General features: G+C 50.2%; 14 protein-coding genes. All 14 read left to right on the top strand.

The features are described 5' to 3' along the window. The first annotated feature begins 28 nt into the window (after positions 1–28). The gene (ffh, locus tag EOE65_RS05350; RefSeq protein WP_127693269.1) at positions 29–1414 is read left to right on the top strand and encodes a signal recognition particle protein; all 1386 of its coding nucleotides are present in this window, start codon (positions 29–31) and stop codon (positions 1412–1414) included. A gap of 190 nt (positions 1415–1604) precedes the next feature. Continuing rightward, positions 1605–1853, top strand: coding sequence for a 30S ribosomal protein S16 (gene rpsP / locus EOE65_RS05345; protein ID WP_127693268.1), 249 nt, complete (start codon positions 1605–1607; stop codon positions 1851–1853). 27 nt (positions 1854–1880) lie between these two features. After that, entirely contained in the window at positions 1881–2414 is a 534-nt protein-coding gene (rimM, locus tag EOE65_RS05340; protein ID WP_127693267.1) for a ribosome maturation factor RimM, read from the top strand. Positions 2415–2417: 3 nt separating this feature from the next. Beyond that, positions 2418–3173, top strand: a complete 756-nt coding sequence (trmD, locus tag EOE65_RS05335; RefSeq protein ID WP_127693266.1) for a tRNA (guanosine(37)-N1)-methyltransferase TrmD — start codon at positions 2418–2420, stop codon at positions 3171–3173. Between the two features lie 9 nt (positions 3174–3182). Beyond that, positions 3183–3539, top strand: a complete 357-nt coding sequence (gene rplS, locus EOE65_RS05330) for a 50S ribosomal protein L19 (RefSeq protein WP_127693265.1) — start codon at positions 3183–3185, stop codon at positions 3537–3539. A gap of 126 nt (positions 3540–3665) precedes the next feature. Next, positions 3666–5036, top strand: coding sequence for an LSm family protein (locus tag EOE65_RS05325; protein ID WP_127693264.1), 1371 nt, complete (start codon positions 3666–3668; stop codon positions 5034–5036). Between the two features lie 9 nt (positions 5037–5045). After that, positions 5046–5972: a site-specific tyrosine recombinase XerD gene (xerD, locus tag EOE65_RS05320; RefSeq protein WP_127693263.1), complete on the top strand. Its 927-nt coding sequence runs from the start codon at positions 5046–5048 to the stop codon at positions 5970–5972. A 62-nt stretch (positions 5973–6034) separates the two neighbouring features. Further along, entirely contained in the window at positions 6035–6766 is a 732-nt protein-coding gene (locus EOE65_RS05315; protein ID WP_127693262.1) for a DsbC family protein, read from the top strand. 252 nt (positions 6767–7018) lie between these two features. Further along, positions 7019–8314 (top strand): homoserine dehydrogenase, encoded by a 1296-nt coding sequence (locus tag EOE65_RS05310; protein ID WP_127693261.1) that lies wholly within the window; start codon positions 7019–7021, stop codon positions 8312–8314. Positions 8315–8326: 12 nt separating this feature from the next. Beyond that, entirely contained in the window at positions 8327–9718 is a 1392-nt protein-coding gene (gene thrC, locus EOE65_RS05305; protein ID WP_127693260.1) for a threonine synthase, read from the top strand. 77 nt (positions 9719–9795) lie between these two features. Next, positions 9796–11535 (top strand): single-stranded-DNA-specific exonuclease RecJ, encoded by a 1740-nt coding sequence (gene recJ, locus EOE65_RS05300; RefSeq protein WP_206052623.1) that lies wholly within the window; start codon positions 9796–9798, stop codon positions 11533–11535. A gap of 24 nt (positions 11536–11559) precedes the next feature. After that, positions 11560–11742 (top strand): hypothetical protein, encoded by a 183-nt coding sequence (locus tag EOE65_RS05295; protein ID WP_127693259.1) that lies wholly within the window; start codon positions 11560–11562, stop codon positions 11740–11742. Beyond that, positions 11742–12596 (top strand): deoxyribonuclease IV, encoded by an 855-nt coding sequence (gene nfo / locus EOE65_RS05290; protein ID WP_127693258.1) that lies wholly within the window; start codon positions 11742–11744, stop codon positions 12594–12596. The genes EOE65_RS05295 and nfo overlap by 1 nt, the downstream gene beginning before the upstream one ends. Positions 12597–12667: 71 nt before the next feature. Then, positions 12668–16354, top strand: coding sequence for an ABC transporter substrate binding protein (locus EOE65_RS05285; protein ID WP_127693257.1), 3687 nt, complete (start codon positions 12668–12670; stop codon positions 16352–16354). Positions 16355–16411 lie beyond the last annotated feature (57 nt).

The following is a 16411-nucleotide window of genomic DNA, read 5'->3' as shown; positions in this document are numbered from 1 at the left end:
ACAGCAAAGACGCGCATTAGAGGTAACTATGTTTGAGAATCTGTCAGATCGCTTAACGAAAACGCTACGCTCCGTTACCGGACAGGCAAAACTCACAGAAGACAACATCAAAGGCACACTGCGTGAAGTCCGCATGGCGCTTTTGGAAGCGGATGTTGCGTTACCCGTCGTTAAAGAGTTTGTAAATGGCGTTAAAGAGCGCGCGATTGGCCAAGAGGTGAGTTCTAGCCTAAAGCCGGGCCAAGTCTTCGTTAAAATTGTCAACGAAGAACTTGTACGCGTCATGGGTGAAGCCAATGAAGAGCTAAACCTCTCTGCTCAACCGCCTGCCGTTGTTCTTATGGCGGGTCTGCAAGGTGCGGGTAAGACCACGTCTGTTGCGAAGCTGTCGCGCTTTTTGCGTGAGCGCGAGAAGAAAAAAGTTTTGGTTGTTTCTGCTGACGTATATCGTCCTGCAGCGATCAAGCAGCTAGAAACATTAGCGAGTGAAGTGGGTGTCGACTTCTTCCCTTCAACTGCTGAGCAAAAGCCGATCGATATTGCGAATGCTGCGATCAACCATGCACGTATTCAGCACTACGATGTGCTGCTAGTGGATACGGCAGGCCGTTTGCATGTTGATAGCGACATGATGGACGAGATCAAAGCACTGCATGCTGCGATCAATCCGGTTGAAACATTATTCGTTGTTGATGCAATGACGGGTCAAGATGCGGCTAACACGGCGCGAGCGTTTAATGATGTTCTGCCGCTCACCGGTGTCGTGCTGACGAAAGCAGATGGCGATGCGCGCGGTGGTGCTGCGTTATCTGTAAGACACATCACAGGTAAGCCGATTAAGTTCATCGGTATGGGTGAGAAGGTTGACGCACTCGAGCCATTCCACCCAGATCGTCTTGCATCACGCATTCTGGGTATGGGTGATGTTCTTTCGCTTATTGAAGAAGCTGAGCGCAAGATCGATAAGACTAAAGCGGAGAAGTTCGCCAAGAAGATCAAGAAAGGGAAAGGGTTTGATCTTGAAGACTTCCGTGAACAGATCCAGCAGATGAAGAATATGGGCGGCATGATGGGAATGCTGGATAAGATGCCCGGTATGGGTCAGCTTGCGCAAGCTGCAGACGCTGCGAAAGCAGAGAAGGGTATTGTACAGATGGAGTCGATCATCAACTCTATGACGCCTGCGGAACGTCGCAACCCGGATATCATTTCCGGCTCACGCAAAAAGCGAATTGCAGCGGGTTCAGGAACTCAAATTCAAGATATCAATCGTCTGCTAAAACAGCATAAACAGATGTCTAAGATGATGAAGAAGTTCTCGGGTAAAGGCGGTATGTCGAAGCTGATGCGCGGTATGAAGGGTATGATGCCGCCGGGCATGGGTGGCGGCCCTGGTGGCTTCCCAAAACTGTGATGGTTTTTTGACCACAAAGTAGCATATATGCTTTCAAATAGGGGGTGGTTCTAGTAGAATCCGGCCCCTATTGTTTTATCAGTACCGCAATTGAAGCGTGTTTTAGTTGTCTTGGATAACAAATACGGACTGAAGGCGGCAAGCTAACGCTGGGCGATACCAAAACCTAGCACAATAAAGGGATCATCGTATGGTCACAATTCGTTTGTCTCGTGGCGGCGCAAAAAAGCGTCCTTTTTACCAAATCACTGTTGCTGATTCTCGCAATGCGCGCGATGGTCGTTTTATCGAACGCATCGGTTTCTTCAACCCAGTTGCTCGCGGTCAGGAAGAGAAGCTACGCATTGATTTAGAGCGTGTTGAATACTGGACTGGTAAAGGCGCGCAACTATCTGAGCGTGTTGCTCAGCTAGTGAAAGAAGCTAAGGCTGCACAGTAATCGCGACTAAGCTTACCGGGATAGGTTATGAGCCGTAATACAACTAATAATATTGCTGTACTCGGCCAATTGACGTCGGTCTATGGTGTGAAAGGGTGGCTTAAGGTCTACTCACATACCGATCCGATGGAAAATATCCTCTCGTACTCGCCTTGGTTGTTAAAAATCGAAGGTCAGTGGAAACCGGTAGAGGTCGAGGCTTCTAAGAAGCACGGCAAGGGCTTAATAGCGAAACTGGCTGGTGTAAGTGATCGCGATGTGGCACGACAATTTTGTGGTGCTGAAATCGCTGTTGATCGCTCGTTGTTACCTCAATTGGAGGCAGGCGAGTACTACTGGAACCAGCTAGAAAAACTGTCAGTTTATACACTGAATGGCGAATTGCTAGGACGTGTAAGTCACTTGATTGAGACGGGTTCCAACGATGTGTTAGTTGTTCGTGGGAATGCCGAGAGTATTGATCGTAAGGAACGTATGATTCCTTATTTGCCTGATCAAGTGATTAAAGAAATTAACCTGGAAGCAGGTACGATGCGGGTCGATTGGGACCCGGAGTTTTAACGCGTGCAATTTGGCGTTGTATCGCTCTTCCCTGAAATGTTTGATGCGATTACTAAGCATGGTGTTTCAGGACGTGGAGTAAAAGAAGGCTTAATCTCTGTTGCATGCTGGTCTCCACGAGACTTTGCATACGATAAACATCGCACCGTGGATGATCGCCCTTATGGTGGTGGTCCTGGTATGTTGATGAAGGTTCAGCCTCTCAAAGATGCAATCCATGCAGCGAAGGCAACACTGGGTGATGATACTCAGGTTGTTTATCTTTCGCCGCAGGGACGTCGCTTTGATCACTCTATTGCTCAGGAGTTTGTTGCCTGGGATAAAATGATCTTAGTAGCGGGCCGTTACGAGGGAATAGACGAGCGCTTGATTGAAACGGAGATCGATGCCGAAATCTCTTTAGGGGATTTTGTTCTCAGTGGTGGTGAGTTACCCGCCATGGCAATTATCGATGCCGTATCAAGGTTAGTGCCGGGTGTTTTGGGTCATCAAGCGTCTGCAGTCGAAGATTCATTTGCAGATGGTTTGTTGGACTGCCCTCATTACACTCGTCCAGAAGCAATCGATGAACTGCGCGTACCTGATGTGCTGTTAAGTGGTAACCACGAAGAGATTAGACGCTGGCGTCTAAAACAGCAGCTAGGCCGAACATACGAAAGGCGGCCTGAATTGCTGGATCAGATCGAGTTGTCCGCAGAGCAGCAAAAGTTGTTAACAGATTATATCCATGAGGCTAAGACGCCTGATGGTGGAAATTAGGAGCGAGCGATGAGCAGCAAAAAACCAATCATTCAGCAGCTTGAAGCTGAACAGATGACTAAAGAAGTCCCTGCATTTGGTCCTGGTGACACAGTTGTTGTGCAGGTACGTGTAGTTGAAGGTAACCGTAGCCGTCTGCAGGCGTTTGAAGGCGTTGTTATCGGTAAGCGTAACCGTGGTCTGAACTCAGCTTTCACTGTGCGTAAAATTTCTCACGGTGTTGGTGTTGAGCGTACTTTCCAAACGTACAGCCAAACAGTTGAAGAGATTCACCTGAAGCGTCGTGGTGACGTTCGTCAGGCTAAACTATACTACCTACGTGAGCGTAGTGGTAAGTCTGCTCGTATTAAAGAGAAGTTGAGCTAAGCTCTCTTTAAGCGGCAGTAAAGAAAAAGGTGACTATGGTCACCTTTTTTGCGTTATGGACTAGTATATTTTCTTACGGTATCTGTATAACTACTGCCTGAGTGGTCACTTCAAAAGAGGGAAAGCATGAAGCGTTGGCTTAAGTGGGCTGTTTACCCGTTAGTCTTAATTTCGATCGTAGCAGCGATACAGGGCTACTATTGGGTAAAAGCTACTGATGCCGTTAATGCGCTGATTCGCCCGTTTAAAGGAGTCGCGAAGGTTGATTACCAAGAGGTTTCAGCGTTCCTGTTCTCTCCGGTGGTGGTGTCTGATATCACGGTTAGAGATCAGCAGAACAATCCGCTACTCTCAATTGATAAACTAAATATAGCGGGAAATAGCTGGCACTTTTTCCTTACCGCGCATGATCAGATGTACAACGGCCATCTCACCGAACCTTTCTCTCTGCAAGCATCTGGGCTGTCGATAAACTTACCGAGTATCTCCAAGGCTTACTCCAAAGCAGATACATTGCCTGATCAGCTCTGTGCACTACAAGACGACCTGCTGCCAGCAGCACTGCTTGCGTACGGTTACGGTGCGCAACCTGGAGAGGTTAAAATTGCATTTGAGCCTTCTGCAAACCGTCAGCAGTTAAAAATCAGTTTAGATGGTGATATGACTGGTATAGCGACAGTAGAGCTTCAGTTATGGCTAGGCAACGTCAACGGCGTCTCTTTGTTGCGTAAAGATCTGGCGCTCAGCCGCGTGGCATACAGTCGTTTACGGGTGCGCGACAAAGGAATGAATATTCGCCGCTTAAACTATTGCTTGCCTGAGTCTGCATCACGTGAGGGGCAGCAACGCTATTTGGCGGAGCGTGTTGATCAATGGGCTTTAGAGCATGATATACAGCCCTCTAGGTTGTTAAAGCAGGCGCTAGTCGCGATTGAAATGCCAGGTTCAAAAGCCGAGCTATTACTTGAACCTGCCGTGCCGGTATCGCTTGAGGCACTGCTACGGACTAAGGTTGCCAAAGACTCCCTTATTACGCCATCGGAGGTCGCATTGACCATCAATGCGGAACAGGTAAAGCTCAGTGAGGATGATTGGGTGGTGATCAATAGTGTTGCAGAGAAGGCGCCAACCTCAGAGCTTGCGAGTGACTCAGAAGAGGATGTACCGCCAGTATTGCCGATTGTAGAGGCGGCTGAGGTCATTGAGGAAGAGGTGGTTGAGGAGAAGCCCGCTAAGCGCTTGAGAGAAATTATCCCCGGTGTTGTGGCGCTGGAGCACAGCGATGTATCAGTCGCTTATATGAATACAGCTGTAAGTGAGCTGCCTGCTTATATCGGGCGTGAGGTGAAGATAAAGACACGCTTTGGTAAAGAGGTGATGGGGCGCTTAGTGGCAGTGAACAAAGAGCGTGTGAGCGTACAGCATCACATGGAGCAGGGTAATATCACCTTTCCGATCTATCGCGAAAATATCGCTAACGTCAAAGTGCTGCGTTAAGAGGTTGCCTTGGATCAGCGGTTTACGCAAAGAGCGCCCACGGCGGCGAATCTTGTACTTATCAACAGCTTTGTTGATGCTTTATGGTTAGAAGATGGGTTGAGCCGAAACACTCAGCTCGCTTATCGGCGTGATCTCTCGCTTCTTGCCAACTGGCTGCAGGATCACGGTGTCCTATCCTTGTCTGACGCCGCTAAACCCGACGTGCAGCGCTATCTTGTTTGGCGCGTGAGCGAGCAGTTTAGCGCAACGTCAACGTCCCGGTTTCTCTCCGCAGCGCGCCGCTTTTATCGCTTTTTGGTGCGTGAGCATCATATCGTTAGTGATCCTCTTATCGATATTAAGCTGCCCAAAAAAGGGCGGCGTTTACCCAAAACGCTGACCGAAGATGATGTGGAAGCGCTCTTAAATGCCCCGGATACCTCTACGGCGTTGGGGGTGCGGGACCGCGCTATGTTGGAGGTGTTATACGCCACCGGTTTGCGTGTGACCGAGCTGGTTAGTTTAGAGCTTAGTCAGATTAACCTGACACTAGGTGCTATTCGGGTCGTGGGTAAAGGCGACAAGGAACGCCTTGTCCCGCTGGGCGCTGAAGCGATCGAATGGATTCAGCGATATATGGATCAAGCGAGGCCTGACTTGGTCAAGGGGCATAGCCTAGAGGTATTATTTCCAAGTCAGCAAGGGCGCGTGATGACTCGGCAAACATTTTGGCATAGGGTGAAGCGCTATGCGGGCGAGATCGGTATCGATAAGACGTTATCGCCACACGTTTTGCGTCACGCCTTTGCCACGCATTTGATAAATCACGGTGCAGATCTTCGTGTTGTTCAGATGTTGTTGGGACACAGTGATCTATCTACTACGCAGATATATACACATGTCGCGCAGGAGCGGTTGCAGCAGCTACACCAAGCACATCATCCGCGTGGCTAAATTGGGAACTTAAATGGGTCAGGTTCGTCTGACTATCTAAATTCAAGAGAGTTGAGGGATACATGTCTAGAAGTTTAATCGCAGCGGGCGCATTGGCGCTGATGGCTGTTAATGTGAGCGCGGATGCGACGACAGATCTTATCGAGTCACAGATCCGTAAAATCGATGCGCGCATCCCGATCAACTCGATCAAGCCTGCATCTATCGGAAACTTGTATGAAGTAGAGCTGGGCTCTGGTGAAGTTCTCTACTCCGATGCCAAAGGTGAATACTTTGTATTGGGGCAACTTTACCAACTGAGCGATGACAAGGGCTTCGTCAACCTGACAGAGCAGCGCGCAAATGGCCAGCGTAAAGAGCTGCTTGAAGCGGTTGCCGCGGACGATAAAGTGACGTTCCCAGCTCAGGGGCCTGTGAAAGCATCAGTTTACGTGTTCACAGATGTTGACTGCCCATACTGTCAGAAGCTGCACCAAGAGGTGCCGAAGCTTCAAGAGATGGGTATCGCCGTGGAGTATCTAGCGTTCCCTCGTCAAGGCGCCGGTTCGCCAGCACATCAGAAGATGGTAAGCATCTGGTGCGCGGATGATAAACAAGCTGCGATGACAGCGTCTAAAGCGCGTCAAACACTAGAGAATAAAACCTGCGACAACCCAGTTCTTGAACAATATGCACTTGGCCAAGAGGTAGGTGTTACAGGTACGCCTGCAATCGTCACGCAAGAGGGGCAATTGATCCCGGGTTACGTGCCAGCAGAGCGTCTCGCTGCAATGTTGGGTATCACTGCGGAGTAATATACTCGCAAAGGCAGCCGCGAACATTGCGGCTGCCATCGTTTTGCATGCTGCTCATTGCATAGCAGTGTTTTTTGTCTGCTTTTTTCTGCAAAAAGCGGCCTTTTAAACCTTTTTTCCTAGTCTAGTTTTTCTTACTTATCCCCTCTCGTTCAATAGAGAATACTCAGCTTATCGGATATACTGTTTGCCCATTTTTTGTTCGCAACCTCTTATGGCGGCGGATTGGCTTGTAAAACGCGAGGTATTGGTTTGAAACCGGTAAAAGTTGGAATTTGTGGCCTAGGGACCGTAGGCAGCGGTACCTTTAATGTTCTGCACCGAAATGCAGAAGAGATTTCTCGTAGAGCTGGGCGTCGAATTATTGTGGAGCAGATTGGTGCTCGTCGCGATAACCCGAACTGCAATACGAAAGGTACACAGGTGACACGTGACATTTTTGATGTTGCGAAAAATCCGGAAATCGACGTCGTTGTTGAGCTAATCGGTGGCTATGACGTAGCACGTGAACTCGTGATGACAGCAATCGAAAACGGCAAGCATGTCGTAACGGCAAACAAAGCACTGATTGCTGTTCATGGTAACGAGATCTTTGAAGCGGCTCAAAAGCACAATGTCATGGTGGCGTTTGAAGCAGCTGTTGCCGGTGGTATCCCGGTTATCAAAGCGATCCGTGAAGGGCTATCGGCAAACCGCATCAACTGGCTTGCAGGCATCATCAATGGTACGGGTAACTTTATCCTGACAGAGATGCGCGAAAAGGGCCGTGACTTTGCTGATGTATTGGCAGAAGCTCAAGCGCTTGGTTACGCCGAAGCGGATCCGACCTTCGATGTGGAGGGTATTGACGCAGCTCACAAGCTAACGATCCTGTCATCGATCGCCTTTGGTATTCCGCTGCAGTTTGATAAAGCGTTCACAGAAGGTATCAGCAAAGTGACACCGGAAGATGTGACATACGCTGAAGAGCTCGGCTATCGCATCAAGCATCTAGGCGTTAGCCGTCGTACAGAAGAAGGTGTTGAACTGCGTGTTCACCCAACCTTGATTCCAGAGGCGGCTCTGCTGGCTAATGTGAACGGTGTGATGAATGCTGTGCTGGTCGATGGCGATGCTGTTGGCCAAACGATGTATTACGGTGCGGGTGCAGGTGCTGAACCGACCGCTTCTGCTGTGGTTGCTGATGTAGTCGATGTGGTTCGTACACTCACAGCTGATCGCGATAACCGTGTACCGCATTTGGCGTTCCAGCCGTCGTCGCTTTCTGATGCTCCTGTTCTACCTATCGAACAGACGGAAACCGCGTACTACCTACGTATGCAGGCGCAAGAACAGCCTGGCGTGCTCGCAACGATTGCACAGCAGTTAGGTGATCAAGGTATCAATATCGAAGCGATCATCCAGAAAGAGACAAGCGAAGAGCAGGTGCCAGTTATTATCCTGACGCAGCGTGTTCAAGAAGGAAAGATGAACGCAGCGATCGCAGCTATCGAAGCGTTGGACGCGGTCCACGGTCAAGTGACACGTATTCGAGTAGAGCAGCTTTAAGAGATAAACGTCATGAAATATATTTCGACGCGCGGCACCGCGCCAGTTTTGAACTTTGAAGAGGTCTTGCTAGCGGGCTTGGCGAGTGATGGTGGCCTGTATGTTCCAGAAACGCTGCCATCTTTTAGCAAGGAAGAGATAGCAAACTGGGCTAACCTAAGCTACGCCGAGCTAGCGTTTAAAGTGATTTCGCCGTTTGTTAGCGATAGCGTTGCAGCTTCTGACCTGAAGAAAATGATCGATGAGACCTATGCAGGTTTCAGTCACTCTGCTGTTGCGCCGCTGAAAGAGCTAGGCACCAATGAGTGGGTTCAGGAGCTATTCCATGGCCCAACCTTGGCGTTCAAAGACTTCGCGTTGCAGTTACTAGGCCGTTTGATGGACTATGCCCTAGCGAAACGTGGTGAGCGTTTGGTTATCATGGGGGCTACATCGGGCGATACAGGCTCGGCTGCGATCGAAGGCTGCCGCCATAGTGACCACCTGGATATCTTTATTTTGCACCCTCACAACCGTGTATCAGAGGTGCAGCGCCGTCAGATGACGACGATCTTGGAAGACAATGTCTTCAATATCGCGCTGGAAGGTAACTTTGACGATTGCCAGCAGATGGTCAAAGACAGTTTTGCCGATCAAAGCTTCTTGAATGGCCGTAAGTTGGGCGCAGTTAACAGTATCAACTGGGCGCGTATTATGTCCCAGATCGTTTACTACTTCTCTGCAGCGCTAGCACTGGGCGGTCCATATCGTGAAGTGAGCTTCTCTGTACCAACAGGTAACTTTGGCGATATCTTTGCCGGTTACTTGGCGAAGCAGATGGGTTTACCCATTAAGCAGTTGGTGGTTGCAACGAACCGTAACGATATTCTGCACCGTGTGATCAGCGGTAACGATATGTCTAAAGGTACGCTGGAGCATACCCTATCGCCGTCGATGGATATTATGGTCTCTTCTAACTTCGAACGTCTGCTGTTCGATGTGTATGGCCGTGATGGTGCAGCGATTGCTGATCTGATGGATCGCTTTAAGTCGGGCCCGGTCAAGCTCGATGGTGCGCGTTGGGATAGCGTACGTGAGCTGTTTGATAGTGCTGCGGTTAACGATGAAGATACCTGCGCAACGATTGCCTCTGTTTATGAAGAGACCGGCTACCTGCTAGATCCACACACAGCGATTGGTGTGAAAGCGGGCCGTGAATGTAATCGTGATGCGTCTGTACCTATGATTACATTGGCAACCGCTCATCCGGTTAAATTCCCAGATGCGGTGTTGAAGGCGGGCTTAGATGCGCCGCAATTACCACCACATATGGCAGACCTCTTTGAGCGTGAGGAGCGTGTATCTGTGATCGATAACGATATCGCGCAAGTACAAGCCTTTATGGCTGGCCACATGCACGATTAAGCGATGGTTGCTTAGCTGTGAAAAAGCCCGATTTTTATCGGGCTTTTTTGTCTGATCAGAGTTTTCAAGGACAATACGTGAAACAGGTGACGATAACACGGCGGCAAGTGAGTGATACTCAACTGCCGATCTTTTCTGAAGTGCCCTCTGCATTAGCACGTATCTATGCAGCGCGCGGTATTACCGCAACTGACCAGTTGGGCCGCAATCTCAAGGAGTTGCTTCCCGATTCTCAGATGAAAGGGGTTGATGTTGCTGTTGCCCGTTTGGTGAGTGCTCTCAAAGCGCGTGAACGCATCATGATAGTAGGTGACTTTGACTGTGATGGCGCAACAAGTACCGCCGTTGCGATAACCGGGCTGCGTATGATGGGCTGCCGTGATGTCGAGTATCTAGTGCCCAACCGCTTTGAGTTCGGTTACGGCTTAAGCCCGGAAATCGTCGATGTTGCTGCCACGCAAAGCCCCCATCTCATCGTGACGGTTGATAATGGTATATCCAGCTGCGAAGGTGTGGCTCATGCTAAGCAGCATGGTATCGATGTGATTGTGACTGACCACCACTTGGCGGGGCGTGAGCTACCGGAGGCTGCTGCTATCGTGAACCCTAATCAGCCAGGTTGCAGCTTCCCTGCTAAATCGACCTGCGGTGTGGGCGTCATCTTCTATATTCTGATCGCCCTGCGCCGTGAGCTGATGGCGCAGCAATGGTTCGAGCAGCAGGGGATCGCTGTTCCCAATCTGGCCAACCTGCTGGATTTAGTGGCACTGGGTACCGTCGCGGACGTGGTGGCCTTAGAGCACAACAATCGAACGCTGGTGTATCAAGGTTTGCAGCGTATCAAGGCAGGTCAGGCGCGGCCGGGAATTCTGGCGCTGATCGAGATCTCAGGGCGGCGCCGTGAGCGCTTAACGGCAAGTGATCTGGGTTTTGCTTTGGCGCCGCGGCTTAATGCGGCGGGCCGACTAGAGGATATGTCGATCGGCATTGAGTGCTTACTAGCGGAAGATGAAGAGTATGCCCGCGAGCTTGCACAAACGCTCGATGCGCTCAATCTCGAGCGGCGTGGCATTGAGCAAGATATGCAGCAGCAAGCGCTACAGTGGCTAGGCCAACTGAGCCTCGAAACCGAAAATCTGCCGGTTGGGCTTTGCCTCTTCGATGAAAGCTGGCACCAGGGCGTCGTGGGTATTTTGGCGTCCCGTATTAAGGAGCGTACCCATCGCCCTGTGATCGCCTTCGCGCCCGGTGACAACGGAGAGATTAAAGGGTCTGCCCGCTCGATTCCGGGGCTCCATATTCGTGATGCTTTAGATCAGATTGCGGCATCCAATCCGGGCCTGATCAGCAAGTTCGGTGGCCATGCAATGGCGGCAGGCTTATCGCTGCAGGCAGATAAACTCGAAGCGTTTCGCCAAGCGTTTGACCGTGTCGTGCGGCAAACGCTATCGGATAAGGACTTAGAGCAACGCATCGAGACTGATGGTGTGCTGCGTGGCGATGAGATGACACTCGCTTTTGCTGAACAGCTGCGCGACGCAGGCCCTTGGGGGCATCAGTTTCCTGAGCCGCTCTTTGATGGTGAATTTCGGCTAGTGCAGCAACGAGTCGTGGGGCAAAAGCATCTTAAAATGGTGCTGATGGAGCGTGACACCGGTTATACCGTTGATGCGATTCACTTCAACGCCGATATGATGCTTTGGCCCAATGAAAGTGTGCAGAGCGTGCGTGCTGTGTACAAGCTAGATGTAAACGAGTTTCGGGGGCAGCGCACCGTGCAGCTGTTAATCGATCATCTCGAAGCGGTCGAAAATTAATACAATAGAAAGTAGGGGAAAGTTATGAACGATTTTACATTAGATGAGCTAAACGCCTTGGTTGCCATCTGTCAGCGCGCAGACGCAGAGCAAGGCAGTGCCATGGAGCAGGAGCTGTTTACGCGTATTCAAGCGGCTCAAGCTGAACGCCAAGAGTTAGAGAGTATGGATTTTGATGACTGCTTAGGCGGTGCGTGTAAGCTCTAATGGCATTGAAACCCTATTTTATTGGTGCGCATGTCAGTGCCGCGGGCGGAGTCGAGAACGCTCCGCTCAATGCGCATGAGCTTGGGGCGAACGCCTTTGCGCTATTTACCAAAAATCAGCGCCGCTGGGAGGCTAAGCCCTTAACCAGTCGTAGTATCAAGCTTTTCAAGGAGCGTTGTGAGAAGCTTGGCTTTATGCCTGAGCAGATACTCCCTCACGATAGTTACCTGATCAATCTAGGCCATCCCGATGCCGAAGCGTTAGAGAAATCCCGCCGTGCTTTTATTGATGAGATGCAGCGCTGCGAGCAGTTGGGTCTTTGCTATTTGAACTTCCACCCGGGTAGTCACCTGCGAAAAATCCCAGAGAGCGAGTGTTTGGCGCGTATTGCGGAGTCGATTAACCTCGCGCTTGAGGCAACAGCAGGGGTTAAAGCACTGATCGAAACAACGGCTGGGCAGGGAAGTAATTTAGGCCATCGCTTTGAGCAAGTAGCACACATTATTGCTCAAGTTGATGACCAAAGTCGGGTGGGGGTGTGTATCGATACTTGCCATATCCACGCGGCAGGCTACGCTTTGAGAACGGAGGCTGATTGTGAAGCGACGTTCGATTCCTTCGCAAACATCGTTGGCTTTGATTATTTGTACGCGATGCATTTGAACGATGCCAAAGTAGAGCAGGGAAGCCGTGTGGATCGTCACCAAAGTCTTGGCCAAGGTGAGATTGGCTGGCCCGTTTTCCAGTACATCATGCAAGATGATCGCTTCCGTGGCATTCCTTTAGTTTTAGAAACGATTGACGAGACTTTATGGAAGGAAGAGATTCAAGCGCTGCGCAGCTTTGCGCACTAGCTTGCTTGGTATCGTCGTTAATTAGCAACTAAAGTATTTTAAGGTCTATCTGTTTTTAACGATGAGAGTGTATGCGTTTAGTGTTCGGGAAATTTGTCCAACTCATTGTCTGCTGTAGTGCGCTTTTCGCTTTTTCAGCCACAGGGCAATCCGTCTCTGAAGAGGATAACTTCGTCCTTGTTATCGACTCTTACCATACAGGGGTTGCTCAGTCTGAGCAGTTTTTAGCGGGTTTGCATAATGGACTGAGCGCCGCCAGCGACCTGTTCCCGGAGCTGAGAACGATTAGTCTCGATAGCAATCATTACAGTAGCGAAGTGACATCACCACTGCTGTTGCAGGAGATAAATCAAAAAAATCTCGCCAATCCCGCTGTCATCGTGTTGAACGGTATACCCGCTTTTGAGTTTTTCCAGCGGCATCGTGACACTCTTTTTGCAGGTACGCCTGCGATTCTAGCGGGGGTGTTTGCCGGGCAGATAGATGAACAGCAAGTGCGCCAAGATGCATTGCTAACTGGGGTTATCTCGTTAGATCCACTGGCGCGAACGATTGAATTAGCGGCTAAACTGCACCCTGATAGCTCCCATATGCTGGTGGTAGGTGATGGCAGCGCGCAGGTCGCCCTAGAGCAACAGCGCACTGCGTCGGCAGAAGCTTTATTGGCGCGGCCGCTACATGTTGAGTTCTTATCTCAGTGGGACGTGAGGCAGTTGCCTAGACACACGTCGGGGCTGGATGAGTTGGGCGTTATTGTCTCGACTTCAGCAGGTGGGCGAAATCAAGTGTCGCGTCTATCGCCAGCAGCGATGCTCACTCTGCTAAATATAGGAGATCATCCGGTTTACACAACGGACGTTCGGCTGGTTGAGCAGGGAGCGGTAGGTGGTTACGCCGAGAGTGCAGAACCACGCGGTAGGCTGGTGGCAGGCTACATTAAGCGCATTATGCGTGGTACTGCCCCAAGCGAGTTACCGTATCTCAATGATCAAGCTAGCCATGCTGTTTTTAACAAACTAGCCATGGATCGTTTTGGTATCGAGCTTCATCAGATACCACAGAGCGCGGAAATTAAGCAGGCGGACGCGCCGCTATCAACGCTGTTATATCTATCACTTTTACCTGCGCTTGCCGTTCTAGCTTGGCTAGCCTATTTCTTCTTATTCCGACCAGGCTCCTCCATTTTACACCGCAACTCGTTGTCTGGAATGGATGAAGCGATGCTGTTGCGTATGCTTCTCAATAGTAACCCCGATCTTATCTATGCCAAGAATCGGCGTGGTCAGTATATTGAGTGCAATCAGGCGTTTGTTAATTTCACAGGGCGTACCTATAGTTCGACCGTTGGAGAGATGGTAGGGCGCGTGTTTGCTGATACGCCAGTAGAGATGATCGTCGAGCAAGATCAAGAAGTTTACAAAAAAGAGAAAACACTTTGTCGTGAAACATGGCTTCACAATGGAGAAGGTGAGCCGTTTCTCTTTGAGAGTGTGAAAACACCTTTGCGTAATAGTCGTGGTGAAATTGTGGGTTTGCTGGGGATTGATCGGGATATCACAGGCCGCTATTACGAGAATGCGTTGTTGAAGCAGAGTAATCGTATTCTCGATATGATTATTCGCGGCGTAGCACTGCCTGCAATCCTCCTAGAAGTGACACGTAGTTTTGAAAAGGTGTGTCCTGATAGCCGCTGTTCAGTTCTATTGATCGATCGTGAAAAGCGCCGTTTGATGCATGGCGCAGCGCCAAGCCTCCCTGATTTCTACAATGAAGCGATCAATGGACTCGAATTTGGTGTGGGCGTTGGGTCTTGTGGTACGGCGGCTGCGACGGGTAAGCAGGTCATTGTGGATGATGTAAATAGCCATCCATACTGGGCACCCTATGTTGAGCTGGCCCACAAAGCGAACATTGGTGCGGTGTGGTCGCATCCGGTTATTGGCTCTAGTGGCGCAGTGGTGGCGATCTTTACCATCTACCACGAGACTCCACGCTCACCAAACAGCGATGATCTTTCGCGTATGGAGCAGGCGGGGCGTTTGGTGAGCTTAGCGCTTGAGCGCAAGCAGGTAGAGGGCGATCTGCAGAAACTTTCGCGCGCCGTTGAGCAAAGTCCGACTATGGTGCTGATTACCGATGCTCACGGCACCATTGAGTATGTGAACGAAGAGTTCACTGAGGTCACAGGATACAGCCTTGATGAGGTCCGAGGATTAACACCAGCGGTGCTTAACGCCGGCGAGATGGAAGGCGATTTCTACAAAGATATGTGGAAAACGATCAAAGCAGGTCATGATTGGCACGGTGAAATACGCAACAAGACGAAATCGGGTCAACCTTATTGGTCGATGCTGTCGATCTCACCCATCTTAGATGAGTCGGGGAATATCACGCACTATATCGGTGTGAGCGAAGATATTTCTGCCCAGAAGAAAACGCAGGAGCAGATCGAGCAGCTCGCGTTCTATGACCCACTAACGCGCTTGGGGAACCGCCGGTTGTTCCGTGAGCAGCTTGAAAGCGAGCTTAAAAAAGCTGCCCGTCGAGATACCCTATTTGCGCTCTTCTATCTTGATCTCGATAACTTTAAGCAGGTTAACGATACGCTAGGGCATGATGTAGGGGATAGGCTGCTACAAACGGTTGCAGACCGTTTACGCTACGTACTGCGTAACTCCGATTTCATTGCCCGCCTTGGTGGCGATGAATTTATTGCGCTATTGCCAGATGTGAGCGGGCCTAAAGAGGCGCAAGTGGTCGCAGACAAGCTTCTTAAAGCGCTATGTCAGCCCATCTATCTGGGTAATACTGAGGTCGATGTGACGGTCTCGCTGGGGATTACATTAGCTCCTTTGGACGGTGACGACTGGTCTGTTTTGATGAAAAACGCTGATCTTGCTATGTATCGTGCCAAACATGAGGGCCGCAATAACTATCAGTTCTTTACGCCGGAGATGAACGAAGAGGTACTTCATCGTGTTGAGATGGAGCAGCAGTTGCGCCGCGCATTAGAGAATGATGAGTTCTGTCTTCACTACCAGCCCCAATGGAATATTCTCAGTGAGTTGCAGCCTGTATGTCTTGAAGCCCTGGTACGTTGGGAGCATCCAAAGCGCGGCCGCATCCCACCCTCTGAGTTTATTCCCATGGCTGAAGAGCTAGGTCTGATCGTTGAATTAGGCGATTGGATCTTGCAGCAAGCGTGCGCCGATGGTCAGCGGCTATTGCGGGGTGGCCATAACATCAGTGTGGCGGTGAACCTCTCAATGCGGCAGTTTTTTGATCCGCAATTGCTGGTGAAGGTTGATAATGCGTTAAAACAAAGCGGCTTTCCTGCGGCTAATCTTGAGCTTGAGATCACCGAGTCGATGTTAATGGATGATGTCGAGTTAGTACGCTCTACGTTGGACCGTTTAAAAGAGCTAGGTGTATCACTGGCGATTGATGATTTTGGTACTGGCTATTCGTCGCTGGGTTACCTAAAGGCGCTACCTTTTGATCAACTAAAGGTTGATGCATCTTTCGTACGCGATATTCCCCATGACAAAAACGATATGGAGATCACCGCTGCGGTCGTCGCTATGGCGCATAAGCTTGGCCTCAAGGTGGTGGCGGAAGGAATTGAAACGCAAGAGCAGTTGGCGTTTTTGCGTGAAAACCGCTGTGAAATGGGGCAGGGTTACCTGCTCGCCCGACCAGCGCCGTTTGACGAGGTGCTGTCATTACTAGACGTTGAGTTTGATTCGGACATCGGTTAGAGGTAAACGACAGTAGCCTATCTGCTGTCATCTTTTTGTCATTATTTGAACATAATC

The sequence above is a fragment of the Neptunomonas marina genome (assembly GCF_004005935.1).
Lineage (GTDB): Bacteria > Pseudomonadota > Gammaproteobacteria > Pseudomonadales > Balneatricaceae > Neptunomonas > Neptunomonas marina.
This window is presented reverse-complemented; position numbering and strand designations above follow the sequence as displayed.

Excerpts from the sequence above, each read along its gene's own strand:
- thrC (WP_127693260.1), top strand. The coding sequence starts at position 8,327 with ATGAAATATATTTCGACGCGCGGCACCGCGCCAGTTTTGAACTTTGAA.
- EOE65_RS05325 (WP_127693264.1), top strand. The coding sequence starts at position 3,666 with ATGAAGCGTTGGCTTAAGTGGGCTGTTTACCCGTTAGTCTTAATTTCG.
- rplS (WP_127693265.1), top strand. The coding sequence starts at position 3,183 with ATGAGCAGCAAAAAACCAATCATTCAGCAGCTTGAAGCTGAACAGATG.
- nfo (WP_127693258.1), top strand. The coding sequence starts at position 11,742 with ATGGCATTGAAACCCTATTTTATTGGTGCGCATGTCAGTGCCGCGGGC.
- EOE65_RS05315 (WP_127693262.1), top strand. The coding sequence starts at position 6,035 with ATGTCTAGAAGTTTAATCGCAGCGGGCGCATTGGCGCTGATGGCTGTT.
- EOE65_RS05285 (WP_127693257.1), top strand. The coding sequence starts at position 12,668 with ATGCGTTTAGTGTTCGGGAAATTTGTCCAACTCATTGTCTGCTGTAGT.
- rpsP (WP_127693268.1), top strand. The coding sequence starts at position 1,605 with ATGGTCACAATTCGTTTGTCTCGTGGCGGCGCAAAAAAGCGTCCTTTT.
- ffh (WP_127693269.1), top strand. The coding sequence starts at position 29 with ATGTTTGAGAATCTGTCAGATCGCTTAACGAAAACGCTACGCTCCGTT.
- rimM (WP_127693267.1), top strand. The coding sequence starts at position 1,881 with ATGAGCCGTAATACAACTAATAATATTGCTGTACTCGGCCAATTGACG.
- EOE65_RS05295 (WP_127693259.1), top strand. The coding sequence starts at position 11,560 with ATGAACGATTTTACATTAGATGAGCTAAACGCCTTGGTTGCCATCTGT.